The 19855-nt window shown below is 31.1% G+C and carries 18 protein-coding genes; 7 read left to right on the forward strand and 11 right to left on the reverse strand.

Annotated features, from left to right (window positions below):
* Positions 1-15 precede the first annotated feature (15 nt).
* The 3 genes from ACTPNM_RS07710 to ACTPNM_RS07720 form a co-directional block, all read right to left on the reverse strand.
* Entirely contained in the window at positions 16-168 is a 153-nt protein-coding gene (locus ACTPNM_RS07710; protein ID WP_430730329.1) for a hypothetical protein, read from the reverse strand.
* A gap of 164 nt (positions 169-332) precedes the next feature.
* A complete protein-coding gene (locus ACTPNM_RS07715; RefSeq protein WP_440121238.1) occupies positions 333-2702 on the reverse strand; it encodes a TonB-dependent receptor domain-containing protein in 2370 nt (789 codons plus the stop codon).
* A gap of 87 nt (positions 2703-2789) precedes the next feature.
* Complete coding sequence (locus tag ACTPNM_RS07720; RefSeq protein ID WP_440121239.1) at positions 2790-5228, reverse strand: TonB-dependent receptor domain-containing protein; 2439 nt, start codon at positions 5226-5228, stop codon at positions 2790-2792.
* Between the two features lie 96 nt (positions 5229-5324).
* On the opposite strand from ACTPNM_RS07720, the gene ACTPNM_RS07725 reads away from it, so the two are divergent.
* Positions 5325-5687, forward strand: coding sequence for a CoA-binding protein (locus ACTPNM_RS07725; RefSeq protein WP_440121240.1), 363 nt, complete (start codon positions 5325-5327; stop codon positions 5685-5687).
* Here ACTPNM_RS07725 and ACTPNM_RS07730 read toward each other — a convergent pair.
* The 5 genes from ACTPNM_RS07730 to pyrR are packed head-to-tail and all read right to left on the reverse strand — an operon-like array spanning position 5684 to position 8836.
* Positions 5684-6625: a ribonuclease Z gene (locus ACTPNM_RS07730; RefSeq protein WP_274640065.1), complete on the reverse strand. Its 942-nt coding sequence runs from the start codon at positions 6623-6625 to the stop codon at positions 5684-5686. The genes ACTPNM_RS07725 and ACTPNM_RS07730 overlap by 4 nt on opposite strands.
* Positions 6626-6946: a T9SS type A sorting domain-containing protein gene (locus ACTPNM_RS07735; RefSeq protein ID WP_121147502.1), complete on the reverse strand. Its 321-nt coding sequence runs from the start codon at positions 6944-6946 to the stop codon at positions 6626-6628.
* 43 nt (positions 6947-6989) lie between these two features.
* Positions 6990-7322, reverse strand: coding sequence for a hypothetical protein (locus tag ACTPNM_RS07740; RefSeq protein WP_440121241.1), 333 nt, complete (start codon positions 7320-7322; stop codon positions 6990-6992).
* Between the two features lie 2 nt (positions 7323-7324).
* Positions 7325-8257 carry an aspartate carbamoyltransferase catalytic subunit gene (locus ACTPNM_RS07745; protein ID WP_099213737.1) on the reverse strand — a complete coding sequence of 311 codons (933 nt, stop codon included), beginning with the start codon at positions 8255-8257 and terminating at the stop codon, positions 7325-7327.
* Positions 8258-8281: 24 nt separating this feature from the next.
* Complete coding sequence (pyrR, locus tag ACTPNM_RS07750; protein ID WP_099213736.1) at positions 8282-8836, reverse strand: bifunctional pyr operon transcriptional regulator/uracil phosphoribosyltransferase PyrR; 555 nt, start codon at positions 8834-8836, stop codon at positions 8282-8284.
* Positions 8837-8983: 147 nt separating this feature from the next.
* Between pyrR and ACTPNM_RS07755 the strand changes: the two genes are divergently transcribed.
* On the forward strand, positions 8984-10876 hold the full coding sequence (locus ACTPNM_RS07755) for a SulP family inorganic anion transporter (RefSeq protein ID WP_440121242.1): 1893 nt from the start codon (positions 8984-8986) through the stop codon (positions 10874-10876).
* Positions 10877-10932: 56 nt separating this feature from the next.
* Here ACTPNM_RS07755 and ACTPNM_RS07760 read toward each other — a convergent pair whose 3' ends face one another.
* On the reverse strand, positions 10933-11874 hold the full coding sequence (locus ACTPNM_RS07760) for a hydrogen peroxide-inducible genes activator (protein ID WP_440121243.1): 942 nt from the start codon (positions 11872-11874) through the stop codon (positions 10933-10935).
* A 116-nt stretch (positions 11875-11990) separates the two neighbouring features.
* Here ACTPNM_RS07760 and ACTPNM_RS07765 point away from each other — a divergent pair, with 116 nt between their 5' ends.
* Both ACTPNM_RS07765 and ACTPNM_RS07770 read left to right on the forward strand, forming a co-directional pair.
* Positions 11991-12461 (forward strand): Dps family protein, encoded by a 471-nt coding sequence (locus tag ACTPNM_RS07765; RefSeq protein WP_099213733.1) that lies wholly within the window; start codon positions 11991-11993, stop codon positions 12459-12461.
* Between the two features lie 116 nt (positions 12462-12577).
* Entirely contained in the window at positions 12578-13966 is a 1389-nt protein-coding gene (locus tag ACTPNM_RS07770; RefSeq protein WP_440121244.1) for a serine hydrolase domain-containing protein, read from the forward strand.
* Between the two features lie 29 nt (positions 13967-13995).
* On the opposite strand, the gene ACTPNM_RS07775 is transcribed toward ACTPNM_RS07770, so the two are convergent.
* Both ACTPNM_RS07775 and ACTPNM_RS07780 read right to left on the reverse strand, forming a co-directional pair.
* Entirely contained in the window at positions 13996-14775 is a 780-nt protein-coding gene (locus tag ACTPNM_RS07775) for a sulfite exporter TauE/SafE family protein (RefSeq protein WP_440121245.1), read from the reverse strand.
* A gap of 46 nt (positions 14776-14821) precedes the next feature.
* Positions 14822-15742 carry an AraC family transcriptional regulator gene (locus ACTPNM_RS07780; protein ID WP_121147499.1) on the reverse strand — a complete coding sequence of 307 codons (921 nt, stop codon included), beginning with the start codon at positions 15740-15742 and terminating at the stop codon, positions 14822-14824.
* A gap of 199 nt (positions 15743-15941) precedes the next feature.
* On the opposite strand from ACTPNM_RS07780, the gene ACTPNM_RS07785 reads away from it, so the two are divergent.
* The 3 genes from ACTPNM_RS07785 to acs all read left to right on the forward strand — a co-directional run bounded on the left by ACTPNM_RS07785 (position 15942) and on the right by acs (position 19839).
* A complete protein-coding gene (locus ACTPNM_RS07785) occupies positions 15942-17441 on the forward strand; it encodes an aldehyde dehydrogenase family protein (protein ID WP_440121246.1) in 1500 nt (499 codons plus the stop codon).
* A 57-nt stretch (positions 17442-17498) separates the two neighbouring features.
* Entirely contained in the window at positions 17499-17840 is a 342-nt protein-coding gene (locus ACTPNM_RS07790) for a DUF779 domain-containing protein (protein ID WP_121147497.1), read from the forward strand.
* 91 nt (positions 17841-17931) lie between these two features.
* Complete coding sequence (acs, locus tag ACTPNM_RS07795) at positions 17932-19839, forward strand: acetate--CoA ligase (protein ID WP_440121247.1); 1908 nt, start codon at positions 17932-17934, stop codon at positions 19837-19839.
* The last annotated feature ends 16 nt before the right edge of the window (positions 19840-19855 follow it).

Consider the following 19855-nt stretch of genomic DNA (forward strand, 5'->3'; position numbering starts at 1 on the left):
ATTAATGATTAACCCTTATTGAATTCTATCAAAATCATTGTCATCTTTGCATTCACAAACAACAAGTCTTGGTTTTTTGCAACAAATATCATCGGTGTATGCTCCTCTAACCTGTTTTTTTTCATTAATACTTAGTTGCCTCCCTAAAGTTGTTACTTTTTTTTTCATTATTTTTAATTTTTATTTTTTTAATGCCCAAAATAGTAATTTTGTTTACTAAAACCAAATGTTATGTTAATAATAGAAAATTTATGAGGTAGATTTAATATTTGTTAGAAGTACCAATGATAAGTGTTTTAGATATATAATTAATGTTCTATTCTAGATGTTTATTAAAACATACCTCCTTGAGATTCATTACTGTCTCTGTATTTTCTACTTTTACTCTTATTTTTTCCACTTCCAAAATTGTAAGAAAAACCTAGATAAACTGAATTGTTTTCCAAAGTATACTTTCCTTTTTGCATAAATGGATTATTTGACCTGTAATCAAAGTTTACATTATTAAAAATATCAGTACCTCTTAAGGTGATACTTCCTTTACCATTTATTATCTTTAATCTAGCAGCGGCATTAATCATAGTATATGGTTGTACAGTATATTGAATGTTTTCACTTTTACCTCTAAAAATACATGATAATTGAAAACTCAGTTTTTTAGAAGCTTTAAAGGAGTTACTTATACGTCCTTTTACTAAGGTGTTTTTTACCGTTTCAAAGTTGCCGTTCAAAACACCTTGAGAGTCTTGAATGTAGGTTTCGAAAGAAGGATTTAACGTCCACCATTTGATTGGTTTGAGGCTTGCAGATAACTCAACCCCATAACTATCAGCATAATCGTAATTGGTAAATGAAGTAATGATTCTGTCTGGATTTTGTTCATCTTGCTGTAATAATCGACCAATTTTATTATTTGTTCTTCGGTAAAATGTACCGAAAGATACATAGCCCTTGGTAATTGTTTTAGTATAATTAAGCTCTAGAGAATTTGTAAATTGCGGCTGTAAGTTAAGGTTTCCTTTTGATATAGTTAGAGGTGAAAACCATTCTTGAATAGGAGTTACTTGGTAAGCTGAAGGTCTGTCAATTCTTCTACTATAAGCAAATTGTAACTTGTCTTTTTCAGTAAAGCTGTATAGAACTGAGGCTGAAGGGTACCAACTAAAAAGATTATTTTTTAAAGAGGTGTTTCCTTGTTGAGTATTCGAAAAAAGAGCATCTAAATTAAATTGCTCTAACCTTATACCTGCTTGAATTGAAATTTTTTTGAACTCCTTGTTAAAATTTAGATATCCAGAATAAATACCTTTGTCATAATTTAAGGTTGTATTTCCAACGAGTTCAAGAGAAGCCGAATCATTTATGTGTTCTCTATCAGTAAGTATTAAATTGTAAAAATCTTGTTTTCTGAATTCAACACCAAATTCTAGTTTTCCAGATTTTATAGGTTTTATATAATCAATATTTAATAACCATAACTTTCGTGTGTCTTTAATATCGTTTGTGTAATTATATTCTTTTGAATTTGGATTAACTAATTCTTTATTAATAGTTTCCTCAGGGTTTTTTGTGATAGAGTGATTAAACTCAACTTCTAAGTTTTGACCTTTATCATCAAAGTTATAAACATAATCAATGTTGTAAGTTTTGTCCTTTTGGTTATAGTCAGAAAAACTTTTGTTATTAAAAACTAAAGAATTGTTTTCATGGATAAGAGTATTGGTAGCTAAACTATTATTATCAAAATTTAGAGAGGTGTACATAGACAATATACTTTTCGAAGTAACATCTATGTCTACACCAAACTTGATATTATGATTCTTTGAATTGTTAAGAAAGTCAAAATCTTGAGTTAAGTTGATGTCGTTTCTTTCTAAATCATTAAAGGTTTCATAATCTCCCCAACTTGTATTGTAGTTTAGGTAAAAATTAGTTATACCTGTTTTATAGTTTGTAGTTAAAGTAATATCAGGTCTTGTGTTTCTACTTTGTTTAATCCCCGTTATTAAGCTTCCATTAAAACCAATTTTTGTATTCTTTTTAAGAATTAAATTGATAATACCACTCATGCCTTCAGGTGTGTGTTTAGCTGAAGGGTTAGTAATTATTTCAACGCTTTTAACTGAGTTAGAAGGTATTTGTTTTAATAATTGAGCTGTATTTATATTGGAAGGTTTTCCGTTTACCAAAACCCTAACATTTTCATTTCCTCGCAAACTTATGGTTCCAGAGAGTTGATTAATATCTACAGAAGGAATGTTTTCAAGCATTTCTAGGGAGGTAGCTCCAGCAGCAGTTAAGTCATTACCTACATTAATAACTTTTCTATCAATTTTTTGAATAATAGTTGAAGTTTCTCCTTGTATTTCAACTTCATCTAATTGAGTAGTATTTTCTTCAAGGAAAACTGTTTCTATTTTACTATGCTCTTTTAAGTCAACCTTCTTTTCGAAGGTTTTATAACCAATAAATTGAAAAGTTAAGAGCAAACTTTCTTTAGGAAGTTTTTCAATTTTAAAATTACCTTTTTCATCAGAAATGCTACCTGTTAGTATTTGGTTAGAAGTGTTTTTACAAGTAATTGTGACAAAAGGTAATGGTTGATTATTTTTTTTATCTAAAACGATTCCAGTAAGCCGTAAATTTTGTGCTTGACAAAAATAAGTGCCTAGAAATAAAAATAATATTAGCAATCTTTTCATAAATTGAAGGGAATGAAATTGCGCTAAAAATAAAAAAAACGAAGTATTTAACTTCGTTTTTTTTAAATAATTAATTAAAAATTAATTTTATAGGAAACCTCCGCCTCCTTGTCTTTCATTGTTATCACGTTGTTTACGAGAGCGGGCTTTGTTTTTTCCTCCACCAAACCTATAGTTAAATCCAATATAAGCTGTTCTGCTTTCCCATTTAAAACGTCCATTTTGAACAAAAGGTCTTTCAGAGTTAAATTTAAATCTCATATCGTTAAAGATATCATTTACTCTAAGGTTAATATTTCCTTTCCCTTTAAGAATACTATAGTTAGCACCGATGTTAACCATTTTCATAGGGTCTACGTTCCATTGAATGTCTTCTCTTGGACCTCTGTACATTGCAAATAATTGTAAACGTAATTTTTTTGATACTGTAAAACTATTACTTATACGTGCGTTAAAAATATCTGTTTTAACTTCAGTAGTAGGAGCATTAGGGTCACTTAAATCTGTGGTTCCAAATTGCTTTTGAGAATAATAGTCCATACTAGCATTTGCTCTCCACCATTTTGCAATTTTATAGTTTACAGAAAACTCTAAACCATAAGCATCTGTGTCATCAAAATTAGCAAAGGTTAATATTTGCTTTACATTATCAGCGTCAGCAGGATCTTTATAAGTAGCTCTATTAATTACATCATTAATATTTCTATAAAAACTACCTAAAGTTATCGACCCGCCTTTTATTTTTCGTGTATAGTTAAATTCAACTGAATTAGTGAACTGAGGAACAAGGTCAGGATTACCTATTGACGTAATTAAAGGCGTACTCCATTCTCTAATAGGGTTTACTTGTTGTATTCCTGGTCTGTCAACTCTTTTACTGTAACTTAATTGAAATTGATCATTGTCATTTGGGTTGAAGGTAAAGAAAGCAGATGGGTATACAGTAAAAATATCATCAGTTACTTTCTCGTTCTTTAGATCTCCATTTTCATCCAATCCTGTAAAGTCTCCTTCAATTTTATATTGTTCAAAACGAGCACCTAATTGCATGTTAAGTTTACCAAACTTATGTCCATAGTTTACATAAGCAGAATAAATATCTCTATCGTAGGTGAAGGAAGAGTTACCTACATCTCTATAAGTATCAGGTTCTTCTACTAAAATTTGTTGGTTTGTTACATTAGTATTATCAGCTCTATTAACTCTATATTCTAAACCTAACTCTAATTTTCCATTTTTAGAAATAGGGTTAGTGTAATCTAAATTTAACAGTGTACTTTTTCTGTTATTATTTATATCGTTAAAATAATCTGGTTGCGAATTTTCTAAGAAAATATTTTCTAAAAATTTTGGAGAATCATTTTTAGAGAAATTGGCTTCAAGTTCTATATTATGCCCTTCTTTTTCAAAATCATGTTTATAATTTACATTGTAAGCTTGGTTATGACTTTCATTTGTTTGTGTATTAGGAGAGTGAGATATTAAATCACCATTGTTGTCTGTAATTATAGCACGTCCGCTAGCATTACTGTCAAACCAGTTTTGAGTAGTATAAAGAGATAAGGTGTTTTTATCATCTAAATAAATGTCTGCTCCAATTTTAAATAAATGAGATTCGTTATCATTTATAAAAATGAAGTCTTGATTGTTAACTCCGGGTCTATTTACATAACCAAAGTTATAGCGGTCTCCACCATTGAATCCATAGTTTCCAAAGAAGTTAACTTTTCCTGTTTTATAGTTCATATTTGTTGAAGCGTTGTAACGAACATAATGTCCAGCTTCAACACCAGTGTTTATAGAGCCATTAAAGCCCATGTTGGCATTTTTATTAAGAATTATATTGATAATACCACTCATTCCTTCAGGATTGTATTTAGCAGAAGGATTCGTAATTAACTCAACACTTTTAATAGATGAAGAAGGAATTTGTTTTAATAATTCAGAAGCAGGTATGTTCGTAGGTTTTCCGTCTACTAGTACACGTACGTTTTCATTACCACGTAAGCTAATATTTCCTGATTGGCTATCAACACTTACAGATTGTACATTATTTAATAACTCAGAAGCAGTAGCACCTGCTGAGGTTAAATCTTTACCAACGTTAATTACTTTTCTGTCTACTTTTTGAGTAACTGAAGAGGTTTCTGCACGAATTTCTACTTCATCTAAAGTAGTACTGTCTTCTTCAAGAGGAATAGTACCTAAATTAACTTTATTTGATTTGCGGCTTACAGTAACTGGCTTTGAAAAAGTTTTATATCCTATAAACTGAACCTCAACAATACTGTTTCCTTCAGGTATATTTTTTATAGAAAATAATCCGTTGTCATCAGTAATTCCACCAGTAATAATTTTTTTGGCAGCATCTTTGATTATTATATTAACATAGGGAAGAGGTTGCTTGGTCGCTTGGTCGACTACTTTACCAGTAATAACTCCTGGTTTAGGTAGGCTACTTTTAGGCATTTGTGCATAAATACTTGTAGTAAATACAGCTAAAAGTATTAGTAATATGTTTTTCATTTTTGTTGTTTTTGAATTGTTTTGGTGCTTAATAGACTCTTAATTGTCTAACTTTGTTACTCAGTTTAAGAGAGTTTAACGTATTATTAACAGAAAATGAAAAAACGTACTTTGGTACTAGGAGCCTCTTTAAAGCCTTCTAGATACTCTAATATTGCTATTAAAAAGTTAAGAGACAATGATATAGAAACTGTAGCGATTGGATTACAAAAAGGAAACGTAGTAGATGTAGCCATTGAAACAGAAAATATTTTTTTTGAAAATATTGATACTGTAACCTTATACTTAAATCCAGAGCGCCAGAAATTGTATTATGAATATATAATTAATTTACAACCTCGCAGAGTAATTTTTAATCCAGGAACTGAAAATATTGAGTTTATAGAGTTGTTAAAAGAAAATGGGATTGAGAGCGAAATAGCCTGTACTTTAGTACTCCTATCAACAAAGCAGTATTAATTTAGAACTTCAACAGGAAAAGAATTAGTGCTATATCTTTTTCCTGCCTCTGCTAATTCAGTGTTTTTGAAAACTGTTTGAGCTTCAGTTTTAAAATCATTAATGTTTTTATATCTGCTAGAATAATGTCCAATAATTAACTTATTTACATTTGCTTGGTTGGCAATAGAAGCAGCTTGTTCTGCAGTAGAGTGTTTTGTTTTATCGCACAAATCTTCTCTATCTTTTAAAAATGTAGCTTCATGATATAATAAGTCTACCTCTTTAATTATAGGAATAATATCTGGCTTATAGGCAGTATCACTACAAAAGGCAAAACTTAAAGGCTTAGGCGGATCAATAGTTAATTCTTTATTAGGAATCACTTCTCCTGTAGAGAGTATAAAGTCTTTACCAGCTTTAATATTATGAAAATCACAAGTCTCTATTTCATTGTATTGCTGAATATTTTCAATATGTAATTTTCTAAGTTTTGGTTTTTCGGTAAATAAAAAACCATTAGTATACACTCTATGATTTAAAGGGATAGTTCTAACAGAAACCTTATCATCTTCAAAAATGAGTTCACTTTCTTTAGATTCTAATTCGTGAAAAATAATAGGATATTTAGTCCACGATTTAGAAACCTTTAATTGAAGAGTAGTAACTTCTTTAATACCTTTTGGTCCGTAAATATGTAGCTCTTTTTCTCTGTTTAGAATGCCAAAAGTGGCAATAAGTCCAACCAAACCAAAAAAGTGATCACCATGTAAATGAGAAATGAAAATATGGTTGATTTTTGAAAAACCAACTTTATACTTTCTCATTTGACGTTGTGTACCCTCACCGCAATCAATTAAAAAATGACGATTGTTAATTTCTAAGTATTGAGAGGTTGGGTAGGCATTTGCTCTTGGTGTAGCAGAGTGACAACCTAAAACAGTTAAGTGTAAACTCATTTATTTAATTACAAAGCGTTTTGAAATAATCTCTTTATTACTTTGTATTGCATAAATGTACATTCCAGACTTTAAGTCGTTACGTTGAAACGGAAAAGAGTTACGTCCCTTAACCACTTTAAGCTCTTTATTATAAACAGTTTTACCTAATACATTTCTAACAGTTAAGATAACTGTTTGATCGTGTTTTGCATTAAAATAAATAGTAGTATTATTCGTAAAAGGGTTAGGGGATGCTACTAACTTCTCAATTGATTTTTCTTGAGAAAAACCAACGGAAATAGCTAAGAAAAAAGTTATAAATAGTATTTTTTTTACCATAAATTATCATTTAGGGGATGGATAATTATTTAAAAATATAAGGTTAAAAACCTAAATCACGTTGAATGTTTTCCATTTCTATAACATCTTCTGCCTCTACTAATGTAGGAACAATGTTAAAGGTTTCAGGAAAATCATCAATAGTAACATCTTTAGACACAACTACAAAAGATGTGCCATTGTTCTGATGTTGTTCCGCGTATCTCAAAAATAGCAAAATATTTTTGTTAGAGGCATTAAATTCTTCTGAAATTACAATAATCAGGTTTTTTCCTGTAAGGTTTACGTATTCATTATCAAAGTTTTCTAAGAAACTAGAAAATGTTTTCTCATCAGAAGTAATTAAAGTGTAATCAGTTTTATCTACTATGTTCATGACTATCTTTTTATTTGTTGTGCTAACAAATAAATAACTGCCATACGAACAGCAACTCCATTTTCTACTTGATTTAGAATAATTGATTGATCACTGTCGGCAACATCACTTGTTAGTTCTACACCTCTATTAATAGGTCCAGGGTGCATAATGACAATTTTTTTACCAAGATTGTCTAATATTTCTTTGTTAATACCAAAAAGTTGTGTGTATTCTCTAGTTGATGGAAAATATTTAATATCCATACGTTCGTGTTGTACACGTAATACATTAGCAACATCACACCACTCTAAAGCTTTTTTAAGGTTTGTTTCTACTTCAACACCTAAACTAGAAATGTATCTAGGAATTAAAGTGCTTGGTCCACAAACTTTTACCTTAGCGCCTTGTAGTTGTAAAGCAAATATGTTTGATAAAGCTACACGTGAATGTAAGACATCACCAACAATTACAATTTTCTTTCCTTTTAAGTCGCTATTTAAAGCTTCTCTCATAGAAAAACTATCTAATAATGCTTGGGTTGGATGTTCATGTGTACCATCACCAGCATTAATAATTTTAGCATCTACATGGTTCGATAAGAAAATTCCTGCTCCTACATTTGAATGACGCATTACAACAATATCAACTTTCATTGATAAAATGTTGTTTACAGTATCAATTAAAGTTTCTCCTTTTTTTACTGAAGATTGCCCAGCAGAAAAATTAATAACATCTGCAGATAAACGCTTTTCTGCTAATTCAAAAGAAAGTTTTGTACGTGTGCTATTTTCAAAAAATAAATTAGCAATTGTAATATCACGTAATGAAGGAACCTTTTTTATAGGTCGGTTAATGACTTCTTTAAAATGAGCAGCAGTTTCAAAAATAAGCTCAAGGTCATTTTTGTTAAGGTATTTGATTCCTAATAAATGTTCAACACTTAACTGCTTCATTTTAGTTTGTTTTTTTAATCATAACTAATCAAGCTTTGAGGGCTTGGGTTCAAGGTAAATTGTATCTTCTTTATGAGTTTCTTGCCAATTAACAACTACTTTTTCTTCATTAATGGCATCTACTTGTCTTCCTCTATAATTAGGTTGAATTGGTAAATGACGGCTAAAACGACGATCAATTAATACTAATAATTCAATATTATCAGGTCTTCCGTATGATTGTAGTGCTGTTAAAGCACTTCTAACGCTTCTTCCTGAAAATAATACATCATCAATAATAACCACCTGTTTTCCTTCAATTAAAAAGTCAATTTGTGTAGAAGTGGCTTCTAATGGTTCTTCTCTTCTGCGAAAATCATCACGATAAAAAGTAATATCTAACAAACCTAATTTTAAGTCTTTAATATGATATTCCTCTCTTAATAATTTAGCCAATCGATTTGCTAAATAAGAACCTCTAGGTTGTAACCCTATTAAAACGGTGTTAGAAAAATCGTTGTGATTCTCGATTAACTGGCACGCTAATCGATGCAGAATGATTTCAATTTCTTTCGAAGTAAGTAGTGTTTTTCTGCTCATTTGTTGCTACCAAATTGGTTTGATAGTTCAACGTTCAAAATTAAGGCAAAAATTTACGCTGACAAAATTAAACTTAATGAAACGTAAAACTAGGTCTATAAAATTATCTTTACATTTGCGCACTTTTACAAAAGACTCTTAGAAATTATGATGAAATACATTAAAAGTAAGAAGATTAACATAAAAGACGATTCTTTAGCAGGTATTACAGTATCGTTAGCGATGATACCAGAAGTGGTAGCTTTTGCTTTTGTGGCTCAAATTAGTCCTATTGTAGCACTGTTTGGAGCTTTCGTTGTGGGAATTGTTTCAGCAATTTTTGGAGGAAGACCAGGTTTAATTTCAGGAGCAGCAGGAGCTGTGGCTGTAATTTTTGTAAACATGATACAAGAAGGACACGCAAAAGGATTGTTGTTTGACACACCTGTAGAAAACATGGGGTACTTTTATTTACTAGCAGCTGTAGTTTTAATGGGAATAATTCAAGTGTTAGCAGGAGTATTTAAACTTGGAAAATTAGTTAGACTAATTCCACATCCAGTAATGATGGGATTTGTAAACGGTTTAGCTGTAGTTATTTTTATTGCACAACTAGGAATGTTTAAAGAAAATAAGAAAGATATTTTCGGACAAAACATGCGTAAAACTGAATCGAAAGAACTGGTTTATAAAATAGCAGATAATGAAGTACAAGACCTAGTATCAAATGCGGCATTATTTTCAATCAAAGGAAATTCAGTAATTAACAATCAAACAAATCAAGAAGTTTTTGTAAAATCAGATACACAAGTTTTTGAAGCAAAAACAAAAAAGGTTGTTTTTAATATAGAAAATGACGGATTCTATTCAGTAAAAGATAGTGGAGTAGTAAAGTCTACTTTACAAGGAACAAAACTATATACTATGATTGGGTTAGTATTGTTAACAATGCTAATTATATGGTTACTTCCTAAACTAACAACAAAAGTACCAGCAGCGTTAACAGCTATTTTAATTGTTACGTTTGTGTCTATTTTTGGAGGATTAGAGTCTATCAATGTTGGAGATTTTATTAGAGATGGTGGAGGAGCAGGTTTAAATGGTTTTGATGAAATTTCTAAAAAAATGAATTTAGCAGAACTTTGGAGCAATTTACCATTCAATTTAGATACTTTAAAGTTTATAGCCCCGTATGCCTTTTTAGCTGCTTCAGTTGGATTGATTGAAACATTAATGACGATGAATTTAGTGGATGAGTTAACAGATTCAAGAGGTGATGGTAATAAAGAATGTGTAGCACAAGGAGCAGGAAATATGTTAAGTGGTTTGTTTGGAGGAACTGGTGGTTGTGGTATGATTGGTCAAACAGTAATTAACATTAACGCAGGTGGTAGAGGACGTTTATCAGGAGTTATGATGGCGGTTACTTTATTAATTTTTATCCTATTTGCAGATAAATATATTGAACAAGTACCTATTGCAGCTTTAGTAGGAGTAATGTTTATGATGGTAATTGACACATTTGCATGGTCGAGCTTCAGAATTATGAACAAGATACCAAAATCAGATGCGATTGTGTTAATTATAGTATCAGCGGTAACCGTGATTTTTGATTTAGCAATTGCTGTATTTGTTGGAGTAATTATTTCAGCATTAGTTTTTGCTTGGGAAAATGCCAAGAAAATTAGAGCGAGAAAACGTTTTAAACAAGATGGAACTAAGGTTTATGAAATTTGGGGGCCTTTATTCTTCGGAAGTATTACTGCTTTTAACGAAAAGTTTGATATTAAGAATGACCCAGATAATGTGGAGATTGACTTTGTAGAATCACGTATTTCTGATCACTCAGCTATTGAAGCTATTTTTATATTAGTAGAAAAATATCAAAAGGAAGGGAAAAAGGTAACCTTAAAACATTTAAGTGAAGATTGTAAGGTATTACTTTATAAAGCAAGCCCGATTTTTGCAGATGTTATTGAAGAAGCGGTAGATGATCCTCGTTATCATTTAGCGGCTAATCCAGAAGATTTTCCTAAGCCATTATCAGAATATAGTTTTTAAATCGTTGAGCGATAAAAAATAAAAAATCCCGCTATTAGCGGGATTTTTTATTACTCTTATTTTTTTTGAAGTGGACTTATGATTTCTACATCACTAAAAGCAATAGCGCCTCTAATAACACTATCAATTGTAGTTTTTAAAGCTTCTATCAATTGCATTTTTAATTGAGATTTATGATAAATCAAGCTAACCTCACGTGCAGGAGAAGGAGTTTCAAACTCTCTTAAATGAGTTTTGTCTCGCTCATTTAAGTCTAAAGTATTTAAGTAAGGAAGTAATGTCATTCCTAAACCGTCTTTAGATAACTTTATTAATGTATCAAAACTTCCACTTTCTAATTGAAAGTGGTGTGTTGAATTTCTTTTGTTTGTTCTACAAAGATTAATTACACTGTCTTTAAAACAATGCCCGTCTTCTAACAATAAAATGTCATCAACCTCTAAATCATCAACTTTTAATTTCTTTTGTTTAAACAAACGATGTTCGCTAGGAACCAAGCCAACAAAAGGTTCATAATATAGAACGCGCTCTTTTATAGCTTCATTTTCTAATGGAGTTGCAGCAATAGCAGCGTCGATATAACCATCCATTAATTTTCTAACAATTTCCTCTGTAGTTAACTCTTCAATAACTAATTGAACTTTTGGATAGTTCTTACTAAAAGTTTTTAAAAACATAGGAAGCAACGTAGGCATAATTGTAGGAATAATACCTAGTCTGAACTCACCACCAACATACCCTTTTTGTTGGTGTACAATATCTATAATACGATTACTCTCATCAACAATAACTTTGGCTTGCTCTACAATACGCTTACCAACTTCAGTTAATTCAATGGGTTTTTTAGAGCGATTAAAAATCTTAGCATCTAATTCTTCTTCTAATTTCTGAATTTGCATACTCAACGTTGGTTGTGTAACAAAGCAATGTTCTGCCGCTATGGTGAAATTTTTATATTCAGCAACAGCTAGTGTATATTTTAATTGTGTTATAGTCATTTCAATAATAATTTTCGATAAAGATATTAAAACAATCGATTACCTTTATAGTAAAACTGTTAAAACTTGCCCTAAATTTGTAGTAGAAAAAGTAAAAAACTTAAAATCAAAACAATATGTCAACCACAATTTTAGGATTAGATAAACAAAAAACCGAAAACTTAGTAAATGAGTTAAATACATTACTAGCAAATTTTCAAGTGTATTACCAAAATGCAAGAGGGTTACACTGGAATATTAAAGGGAAAAACTTCTTTGAGTTGCATATGAAGTTTGAAGAATTTTATACAGATGCACAAGAAAAAGTAGACTTAATTGCAGAACGTATTTTAACATTACAAGGAACGCCATTACATACTTTTGAAGATTACACTAGTGTATCAAGAGTGCCAGTAGGAAAAAATATTTCAAATGATGTTGAAGCGGTAAAGTTAATTATTGACTCACTATCAGAACTATTAAAAATAGAACGTACAATTCTTGATTTGTCTGATAAAGCTGAAGATGAGGGTACAAATTCAATGATGAGTGACTTTATAGCAGAACAAGAAAAAACATTGTGGATGATGAATGCTTGGTTAGGCTAAGAAATAGTTATCTATGTTTTGGGGATGAAAGAGCAACGTATTTACGTTGCTTTTTTTGTTTTTAGTAAAAAATGATGTAACCTATTTGTTTTTGGGTCGTCCTAAGTGTAATAATCATGAAAACAAATCAAATGAAAAACCGAATTCAACTAAAACAAATATTATTCTTCTCTTTTTGCTTTTTATTAACAAATTTAGTGTCTGCTCAAAATTTGACATCAAAGGTTGATGAAATTTTACAAACACAATTCAAAAGTAATGAAACCGGAGTAGTAGCTTTGGTTGCTAAAAAAGGAAATGTTATTTACAGAAAAGCTTATGGAAAAGCTAATCTAGAGTTAGATGTAAACATGAAGCCAGAAAATGTTTTCGAAGTTGGTTCAATTACCAAACAGTTTACATCAGTTTCAATATTAATGTTGTTAGAAGAAGGTAAGCTAAGTTTAGAAGATGATATAACTAAGTTTATACCTGATTATCCAACGAATGGAAAACAAATTACTGTTCATCACTTATTAACACATACATCGGGAATTAAAAGTTATACATCAATGCAAAAGTTTGGAGAGGTGACAACTAAAGATGTAGAACCTTTAAAATTTATTGATTTTTTTAAGAATGAGCCAATGGATTTTGAACCCGGAGAAAAGTATAAATACAATAATTCTGGATATTTTATTTTAGGATATATTGTTGAAAAAGTAAGTGGAATTAGTTATCCGAAATTTGTTGAAGAACAAATTTTTAAGAAGCTAAATATGAATTCTTCTTATTACGGAAGCTATACAAAATTAATTAAAAACAGAGCAGCAGGTTATCGAAAGAGAAATGGAGAATATTCAAATGCTCAATATATAAGTATGACATTACCTTATGCAGCAGGTTCAATCATGTCTAATGTAGATGATATGTTAAAGTGGCAAACAGCCATTCGTAATAATACATTAGTAAAAAAAGAAACAATTGATAAAGCGTTTACCAATTACACACTGAATAATGGTAAGAAAATAAACTATGGATATGGTTGGAGTCTAAACGAAATAAATGGAGTGCCAACTTTGGAACACGGTGGCTCAATTCCTGGATATAAATCTATGGGAGTATATGTACCTAGTGAAGATGTGTATGTAATTGTATTTTCTAATTGTGGTTGTAAATCACCAACAGCTTTGACTATAAAAATAGCAGCTTTGGCTATTAATAAACCTTTTTCTTCAAGTAATAATGCTGTTTCTTTATCAAAAGAAGAGTTGCAAAAGTGGGTAGGTGCTTATAAGTTTGAAGATGGAGGAATTCGTATTATCACGATGGAAAATGGTCAATTATACAGTCAGAGAGAAGGAAGTTCAAGTAAATTTAAGATTTATCCAACTTCATCTAATGAATTTTCTTTTGAAGATGGATTTTACACGTATAAGTTTTTAGAAAAAAAAGGAAAGAAAATAGCAATCTTTCAAAACAGAATAAAAAAAGAAAAAGGTATGTTTACAGCTAACCAAAGCTAAAGGCAATAAAAAGGGGCAAAAAAGCGAAATTAGAATAAATACTTAATTAAAATCCGAATACTTACAAAGGCAATCAAAATAGCGGTTGCCTTTTTTAGTTGAGTGGGAGTAAAGAATTGATTACTCATTCTACTACCAATTTGACCGCCAATAAAAACGGTAATTAATAAACTAGAAGTTAGTGTCCAATCAATAGAAAACTCAGGATTTGTATACTGACCTATCAACCCAGATATAGAGTTTACCAAAATAAAAAAGCTTGCTGTAGCTGCTATTTTCTTTGGAGTGTCCCAATTGGTTAAATGAAGTAACGGAGCTAAGAAAATACCGCCACCAATACCTACCATTCCAGAAATAAAACCAATTACTCCACCATAACCTGCATTTTTTGTTAGGTTTAAATCTTTAGTTTTGCTGTTATTGGTAACCACTTTGTTAGAAATCCACATGGTAATAGCAGCAAAGAGTAGTGTGAAACCTAAGAGAATAAAGAAAAAAGTTTGACTTATTCGTAAATAGCCACCTAAAAAAGCCATAGGAATGCTAAATAAAGTAAGTGGAATAACCTTTTTCCAGTTATATTGTTTTTGTTGCATATACAGTAAAACATTTCCTGTAACAACCATTACATTACATAGTAAAGCTGTAGCTCTAATTTGTGTGAAAAGTAAACCAGTAAGTGCTAAAACAGCTAAGTAACTAGAACCACCGCCAAATCCGACAGAGGAGTATAGAACAGCTACGATAAAGAAAAGTAAAATTATGTACCAATTAGTGCTTAAAACATCTAAAAAAAGAGATATCATCATATTAAACAAATGTAACTATAAAAGTTTTTTGAAAAAAGTTGATGATTTACTCTTTTAGAAAAGACTTTTTAAACTGCTGAGGAGTAATCATCTCCATTTTTTTAAACTGTCTGTTGAAATAGCTAATGTTATTAAAACCAGATTTGTAGGCTATTTCAGAGATTCGCAGGTTTTTAGATTGTTTTATAAGTTTTTTAGAAAATTTAATCTTTTCAGAATTTATATAGTCAATAGGAGAAATCCCTAAGGTATTTTTAAACTTTTTATGAAAATGAGACGTACTCATACAAGCTTTCTTAGCTAACAATTCAACAGTAATATCTTTATTAGTAAGATTGTTTTTTATAAACTTAATAACCATGCCTATACGTGTATCTGTAAGCGTGCCAGAAGGATCATTTAAAATAAAAGCTTTAGCCTTAGTTTGTAATAATCTCACAATAAGTTCTTGAATCATTAAATCAAGAAGAATGTCTTTAGACTTATTTTGGTCAGTAAAAGTGTGTACCAAACGTCCTACTAAATGATTAATATCTGTATTGTGTACTAGGTGAGAAGAAGTTTCATTTAGCTTCCAATTATTGTTTTCACGTTCAATAGCTACGTTATGATTAAACTTTTCTACTATCTCATCAATCTTATTAGAATCAATGCCTAAAGCCAAACACTGAGTAGGATTATTCTTTTCAGCTAAAGGAAAATCGATAATCATTTCTTTGTTAGTCGGCATTACTACAGATTCACCAGGAAAGAAATCAAAAGGTTCCATACCTTCTAAATGCATTACTTTTTTTCCAGTAAGCATACTTGCAATAACAGGAAAATCAAAAGTTAAAGATATCTGCTCCGCACTTTTATGAGTCTCAAAAATATTCAACTCCGCATATTCAGCATTATACGTAGTTCTGTTCTCAATTAAAGTAGTGAGTTTTCTACTTTCTTTATGTCGACTTAATAAATGGTTCATAATCAATAGTACAAAATTCTATCTATGTATTTTTTAAGATAATAGATATGTGTTACAATTTAATAAATACGTTCAATATATTGACTATATGATATTTTAATTTTACAAAAATTACGAAATATTCATTTTCAACATGTATTAATTAAGGAAGTGTTATTTCGATAGTTGATTTAAGTAAAAAACAAAAATACAAAGTTTTATGAGTTACACGAAACCAAAATTTAAAGACACTTATGCAAATTTTATCAATGGAAAGTTTGTGTCTCCATTAGGAGGAGAATATTTTGAAAATACATCTCCAATTGATAATAGCATTATAGCAAAATATCCTAGATCACAAAAAGAAGATGTTGAATTAGCATTGGATGCAGCAAACGCAGCCAAAGAAAGCTGGGGGAAGACTTCAGCTGCAGAGAGAGCATCTTTATTAAATAAAGTAGCAGATATTATTGAGGCAAATTTAGAAGAGTTTGCATTAGTAGAAACGTGTGATAATGGAAAACCAATACGAGAAACATTAAATGCAGATGTTCCTTTAGCAGCAGATCATTGGCGTTATTTTGCTGCAGCAATTAGAGCAGAAGAGGGTAGTGCTACCGAGCTTGACCAAAATACCTTATCAATGAACATTAAAGAGCCTTTAGGGGTTGTTGGACAAATTATTCCTTGGAATTTTCCTCTTTTAATGTTGTCATGGAAGCTACCTCCAGCACTAGCAACAGGTAACTGTGTAATATTAAAACCAGCAGAACAAACTCCATCATCAGCAACACTTTTAATGGAAAAAATAGCAGGTGTTTTTCCTCCAGGGGTTATTAATGTGATACATGGTTTTGGACCAGAAGCTGGTAAACCATTAGCATCAAGCCCTAGAATAGATAAAGTAGCATTTACAGGAGAAACTACTACAGGACAGTTAATTATGCAATATGCCTCTAAAAACTTAAATCCAGTAACGATGGAGTTAGGAGGTAAGTCTCCAAATATCTTCTTTAATAGCGTAATGGATGAAGACGATGCATTTTTAGACAAAGCAGTTGAAGGTGCAGTGTTGTTTGCTTTTAATCAAGGAGAAGTATGTACCTGCCCTTCGCGTATCTTAGTACAAGAGGATATTTATGATAAGTTTATGGAGCGAGTAGTAGCAAGAACAAAAGCTATTGTTCAAGATAGTCCATACGATGTAAATACGATGGTAGGTGCGCAAGCATCAAACGATCAATATGAAAAAATACAAGCCTATATTAATATAGGAAAAGAAGAAGGAGCGAAAGTGTTATGTGGGGGAGAAGCTAATAAATTAGAAGGAGAGTTAGCGAATGGATTCTATATTAAACCAACTATTTTAGAAGGACATAACAAAATGCGTGTATTCCAAGAAGAAATTTTTGGTCCAGTAGTATGTGTAACAAAATTCAAAGATGAAGCTGAAGCATTAGAAATAGCAAACGATACGATGTATGGATTAGGAGCAGGAGTTTGGACGCGTGATGCACATCAGTTATATCAAATTCCAAGAGCTATTAAAGCAGGTAGAGTTTGGGTGAACTGTTACCACTCATACCCAGCACATGCACCATTTGGAGGATATAAAAAATCAGGATTTGGTAGAGAAACCCACTTAATGATGATGGACCACTATCGTCAAACTAAGAACATGTTGATATCGTATGATAAAAACAAGTTAGGGTTCTTTTAGTTGTTTGTAAATACTGGGCTGATATAGGTCCAGTATTTTATAATTTAAAAATAGAATATGCAAAGAGTAGCAATAACAGAAGCGGCAAAAGAAATAGTTGAAAAACTAAAAAAACAGCATGGAGCATTGATTTTTCATCAAAGTGGAGGGTGTTGTGATGGTTCGTCTCCAATGATTTTTCCTAAAGATGAAATGTATTTAGATGAAAGTGATATTCTGTTAGGTGTGTTAGATGAAGTTCCTTTTTATATGAATAAAGATCAATATGAATATTGGAAGCATACGCACTTAACGATTGATATAACTGAAGGAAGAGGATCAAGTTTTTCATTAGAGATTCCTTTAGGAGTTCGCTTTATCGTACATTCACGATTATTGCAACAAGAAGATGAAGATTAGTATGTGTTTTAAGAAGAAGAACTAATAAGTTGATAAACAATTAAAAATGATTTATTTTAGTAGCTTAAGCTAAAATAAAAGAAGTATAAGAATGAGTAATTACCACGTAAAAAACCTAGAAGAATATTTTCAAGTATATAGAAAGTCCGTAAGAAATCCAGAGTTATTTTGGGAAGAAATAGCAGAAGAACACTTTGTTTGGAGAAAAAAATGGGATACAGTTTTAGACTATGATTTTGAGAAAACTGAGTTTAAATGGTTTGAAGGAGCAAAATTAAATATTACAGAAAACTGTATAGATCGTCATTTGCATATTAGAGGAGATAAAACTGCCATTTTATTTGAACCAAATAATCCAAATGAAGAAGCCGAACATATATCTTATAAAGAATTACACAAGCGTGTTTGTAAATTCGCTAATGTGTTAAAAGACCATGGAATTAAGAAAGGAGATAGAGTTTGTGTCTACTTACCAATGATTCCAGAATTGGCTATTTCAGTTTTAGCTTGTGCTCGAATTGGAGCAGTGCATTCAGTTGTTTTTGCAGGGTTTTCATCAACAGCATTAGCTACGAGAATAAATGATTGCGAAGCAAAAATGGTAATTACCTCAGATGGTTCTTATAGAGGAGCTAAAACAATTGATTTAAAAAGTATTGTTGATGAGGCATTAGAAAATTGTCCTACTATAGAAAATGTATTAGTAGCCAAAAGAATTAATTCAGATATTCAGTTAAAAGAAGGACGTGATAAGTGGTTAGAACCTCTGCTAGAAGAAGCTTATCAAGACTGTGTTCCTGAGATTATGGATGCTGAAGATCCATTATTCATTTTATATACTTCAGGTTCAACAGGAAGCCCAAAAGGAATGTTACATACTACAGCTGGTTATATGGTGTACACAGCTTATACATTTAAAAATGTTTTCAATTATAAAGAAAATGATGTGTATTGGTGTACAGCAGATATTGGCTGGATTACGGGGCACAGCTACATTGTATACGGTCCCTTAGCAAACGGAGCTACAACTGTAATGTTTGAAGGTGTTCCTAGTTATCCAGACTTTGGTCGTTTTTGGGAAATTGTTGAAAAACACAACATAAATCAATTTTATACAGCGCCAACAGCAATTAGAGCATTAGCAAAAGAAAATTTGGATTTTGTAGATAGTCACGATTTATCCTCAATAAAAGTTTTAGGAACGGTTGGAGAGCCTATTAACGAAGAAGCGTGGCACTGGTATAACGATAATGTAGGTAAAAAGAAAAGCCCAATAGTAGATACTTGGTGGCAAACTGAAACGGGAGGGATCATGATTTCACCATTGCCATATATCACTCCAACAAAACCAACTTATGCAACATTACCTTTACCAGGAATTCAAATAGCGTTAATGGATGAAAACGGAAAAGAAGTAAAAGGAAATCAAGTTGATGGAAGATTGTGCATAAAATATCCTTGGCCATCTATGGCAAGAACTATATGGGGAAACCATCAGCGTTATAAAGAGACGTATTTCTCAGCATTCGATAATATGTATTTTACAGGTGATGGAGCGCTTCGTGATGAGGTGGGATATTACCGAATTACAGGTAGGGTAGATGATGTAATTATAGTTTCAGGTCATAACTTAGGAACCGCACCTATTGAAGATGCAGTGAATGAACATCCAGCCGTAGCTGAAAGTGCTATTGTAGGTTTTCCTCATGATGTAAAAGGAAATGCCTTATATGGTTATGTTATTTTAAAAGAAACTGGAGAAACAAGAAACCAAGACAATTTATACAAAGAGATAAATCAAATTATTACAGAACATATTGGTCCGATAGCGAAGTTGGATAAAATTCAGTTTACAGAAGGATTGCCTAAAACACGTTCAGGAAAGATTATGCGTCGTATTCTTAGAAAAATTGCACACAACGAATTAGATAATTTAGGAGATGTCTCTACACTTCTAAATCCTGAAGTTGTACAAAGTATAATTGATAATAGATTGTAAAATAGTGAAAAAGGGT

This window comes from Tenacibaculum sp. Ill (assembly GCF_051938915.1).
Taxonomy (GTDB): domain Bacteria; phylum Bacteroidota; class Bacteroidia; order Flavobacteriales; family Flavobacteriaceae; genus Polaribacter; species Polaribacter larymnensis.